Annotated in this window: 5 protein-coding genes; all 5 read right to left on the bottom strand. The window is 62.7% G+C overall.

Annotation, left to right across the window (positions count from 1 at the left end; all coding sequences use genetic code 11):
• Window positions 1-66: 66 nt before the first annotated feature.
• Genes arsH through BGO80_RS00025 form a run of 5 tightly spaced genes read right to left on the bottom strand, consistent with a single transcriptional unit; the run spans window position 67 to window position 3,186 of the window.
• On the bottom strand, window positions 67-792 hold the full coding sequence (arsH, locus tag BGO80_RS00005; RefSeq protein ID WP_126148538.1) for an arsenical resistance protein ArsH: 726 nt from the start codon (window positions 790-792) through the stop codon (window positions 67-69).
• On the bottom strand, window positions 767-1,189 hold the full coding sequence (gene arsC / locus BGO80_RS00010; protein ID WP_126148537.1) for an arsenate reductase (glutaredoxin): 423 nt from the start codon (window positions 1,187-1,189) through the stop codon (window positions 767-769). Before arsC ends, arsH begins: the two co-directional genes overlap by 26 nt.
• Entirely contained in the window at window positions 1,186-2,247 is a 1,062-nt protein-coding gene (gene arsB / locus BGO80_RS00015; protein ID WP_182395236.1) for an ACR3 family arsenite efflux transporter, read from the bottom strand. Before arsB ends, arsC begins: the two co-directional genes overlap by 4 nt.
• Window positions 2,248-2,251: 4 nt before the next feature.
• Complete coding sequence (locus BGO80_RS00020) at window positions 2,252-2,656, bottom strand: OsmC family protein (protein WP_126148535.1); 405 nt, start codon at window positions 2,654-2,656, stop codon at window positions 2,252-2,254.
• Window positions 2,656-3,186, bottom strand: coding sequence for an arsenate reductase ArsC (locus BGO80_RS00025; RefSeq protein WP_126148534.1), 531 nt, complete (start codon window positions 3,184-3,186; stop codon window positions 2,656-2,658). The genes BGO80_RS00020 and BGO80_RS00025 overlap by 1 nt, the downstream gene beginning before the upstream one ends.
• Window positions 3,187-3,271: the final 85 nt, after the last annotated feature.

Raw genomic sequence — 3,271 nt, forward strand, 5'->3', positions numbered from 1 at the left:
CTTTGGAATGTCCGCATTACGAAAACTGACGTCTCGTATCGACGAATTCTGGAGCCAACCTGCGTTTTAGATCGACTTAATGCCGACCCGCTCCTCAAGTTTAGCTGCCGTTTCTTTACGCTCGCTGTAGCGGGAGGTCAGGTAGCCGGAAACGCCGCGATTGATCAGCGTGACCTTCACCAGCTCTTCCATGACGTCGACAACCCTGTCGTAATACGACGACGGTCTCATGCGTCCGTCGTCGTCGAACTCCTGGAAGGCCTTGGCCACCGACGACTGGTTCGGGATGGTGACCATCCGCATCCACCGGCCCAGGATACGCATCTGGTTCACGGCGTTGAAGGACTGGGACCCGCCCGACACCTGCATGACTGCCAAGGTTCTACCTTGCGTGGGGCGGATGGCGCCTCCCGGTAGCGGTATCCAGTCGATCTGCGCCTTCATCACTGCGCTCATGGCACCGTGTCGCTCGGGCGACGTCCAGACCTGCCCCTCCGACCACAGCATGGCCTCACGCAGTTCCTGCACCTTGGGGTGAGTGTCCGGTGCGTCGTTCGGCAGCGGCAAGCCGTTAGCGTGAAAGACCCGGACCTCGGCGCCGAACGCTTCGAGCAGCCGCTGCCCTTCAAGGGTCAGGAACCGGGAATAGGAGCGCTCCCGCAGCGAGCCGTAGAGCATCAGGATGCGTGGCTTGTGCTGCAGGTTCGGAGCATTGAGACGGGAGAAATCTGGAACTTCGAGAGCGGCCGGTACGACGTTGGGTAGATCAGACAAGCCGGCTCCCTTCTGCATTGATGATGACCTCGCCGTCCTCTTTGGTGAACGGGCCGATCTCAGGGTTTTCGAGGATGTCGAGCACGACCTCGGAGGGGCGGCATAGGCGCGTGCCTCTCGGGGTCACCACAAAGGGACGGTTGAGCAGGATTGGGTGTTCCGCGATCGCGTCGAGCAAATCATCGTCGGTCCTGGTGGGGTCAGCCAATCCGAGTTCATCGAAGGGTGTATCCTTCTTTCGAAGCGCCTCGCGCACAGTGAGCCCGGCATCGCGGATCAGCCGGGTGACGGTGGCCCGGTCGGGCGGGGTCTTGAGGTATTCGATCACCGCGGGCTCGACGCCGCTCTGGCGGATCATCGCCAAGGTGTTGCGAGACGTGCCGCAGTCGGGGTTGTGATAGATGGTGACGCTCATTCGGCGGCCCTCGCTTCGGTGTTGCGGCTGACGGCTGCACCGCGTTCGTACCAGCCCTTGGTGCGGTTCACGATCCAGACCACCGAGAGCATCACCGGCACTTCCACCAGCACGCCGACAACGGTGGCAAGCGCTGCGCCGGAATTGAAGCCGAACAGGCTGATGGCGGCGGCAACTGCCAGCTCGAAGAAGTTCGAGGCACCGATCAGGGCGGACGGTCCCGCAACGCAGTGCTGCTCCCCCGACACCCGGTTCAGCAGGTAGGCGAGGCCGGAGTTGAAGTAGACCTGGATCAGGATCGGCACCGCCAGCAGCAGGATGACCGTGGGCTGGGCGATGATCTGTTCGCCCTGGAAGCCGAAGAGCATGACGAGGGTCAGCAGCAATGAGGCAATGGAGATCGGCTGCAGGACTGCAAGCGCCCGGTTCATCTTGTCGATCCCGCCGTTGGCCAGCAGCCAGCGGCGGTAGAGCTGTGCGGCGATCACCGGCACGACGATATAAAGCCCGACCGAGAGCAGCAGCGTGTCCCAGGGGACGGTGATAGCGGAGAGACCGAGCAGCAGGCCGACGATGGGGGCGAAGGCTATCACCATGATGGCGTCGTTCAGCGCCACCTGCGACAGGGTGAAGTGCGGCTCGCCCCGGGTCAGGTTGGACCACACGAATACCATGGCGGTACAGGGTGCAGCGGCAAGGATGATAAGGCCGGCTATGTAGCTGTCGATCTGCGTTTCCGGCAGCAGCGGGCGGAACAGCCAGCCGATGAAAAGCCAGCCCAACAATGCCATGGAGAACGGTTTGATGGCCCAGTTGATGAACAGGGTGACGCCGATACCGCGCCAGTAGGCGCCGACCTGGCGCAGCGACATGAAGTCGATGCGCACCAGCATGGGGATGATCATCAGCCAGATCAGGACCGCCATCGGCAGGTTGACCCGCGCATATTCGAGAGCGGCCAAGCCCTCGAAGAACGAAGGCAGGAAATGGCCGGCGGCGACCCCGACAATGATGCAGATGGCGACCCAAAGGGTCAGGTAGCGTTCGAAGATGGACACGGGGTCAGGTCTTTCGGATCAGCTTGCCGTTGAGACCGGCAGACTCGGCGACGGTGTTGAAGATGGTGCCGTATTTGCGTACGTTCGTGTGCAGCAGTTCCAGCCTCTGGTCGGACTCGTCACTGTCGACCGTCAGGACGTAATCGACCGAGATGATGCGCGGCGGAGCATCCTGGCGCTTGGCCTCAAGGCTCACCTCCACCCCGCGAAGCTCGAACTTCAGCATCGGGCTGACCCGCTCGATGCCCTTGAGCATGCAGGCGGCTATCGAGGCGAGAAACAACTCGGCCGGATTGAAGGCGTCCGGGCGTCCCGCAAGGGCGGTGTCGATAACCAATTCCGCCTCCTTGCAGGTGGCGAGGCTGCCATTGGCGTCGACCCGCCTTGCGTGAACCTTGTATTCAAGCATCAGGCCGCCCCTTTGTCCGATCCGGTGGAGCCATCCATGGCGCCAATGCCTTGCAGCCTCGAGGTGAGCGACATCCGATCGATGGTCGCCAGCGGCAGGTTCATGAAGGCCGCGATGCGGTTGCGCAGGTAGCGCAAGGCGTCGTCGAACGCAGCCTCCTTCTTGAAGTCGGGGCCCTCGACTGCGGCGGGGTCCTCGATGCCCCAGTGCGCCGTCACCGGATGTCCCGGCCAGACCGGGCAGGCTTCGCCGGCGGCGTTGTCACAGACGGTAAAGACGAAGTCCATCTTCGGCGCGTCAGGCGTCGCGAACTCGTCCCATGCCTTCGAGCGCAGGCCGTCGGTGGAGATTCCCGCCTTGCGCAGCGTCTGCAGGGTCAGGGGATGCACCGCACCCTTGGGCGTCGAGCCGGCCGAAAACCCGCGGAAGCGATCACCACCCACATGGTTGATCAGGGCTTCCCCTAGGATCGATCGAGCCGAGTTTCCGGTGCAGAGGAACAGGAGGTTGTAGACGCGATCAGCAGGCATTCTTTCCCTCCGAAGGGGTGGTGCAGCATAGGGTGAATTCGGCGACGAGCGGCTCACACAGTTCCGGACGACCACCGCAGCAGTC

This window comes from Devosia sp. 63-57, from assembly GCF_001899045.1.
GTDB lineage: Bacteria > Pseudomonadota > Alphaproteobacteria > Rhizobiales > Devosiaceae > Devosia > Devosia equisanguinis.

Coding starts and splice junctions, on each gene's coding strand:
- arsH (WP_126148538.1), bottom strand. CDS start 792: ATGCAGAAGGGAGCCGGCTTGTCTGATCTACCCAACGTCGTACCGGCC.
- arsC (WP_126148537.1), bottom strand. CDS start 1,189: ATGAGCGTCACCATCTATCACAACCCCGACTGCGGCACGTCTCGCAAC.
- BGO80_RS00020 (WP_126148535.1), bottom strand. CDS start 2,656: ATGCTTGAATACAAGGTTCACGCAAGGCGGGTCGACGCCAATGGCAGC.
- BGO80_RS00025 (WP_126148534.1), bottom strand. CDS start 3,186: ATGCCTGCTGATCGCGTCTACAACCTCCTGTTCCTCTGCACCGGAAAC.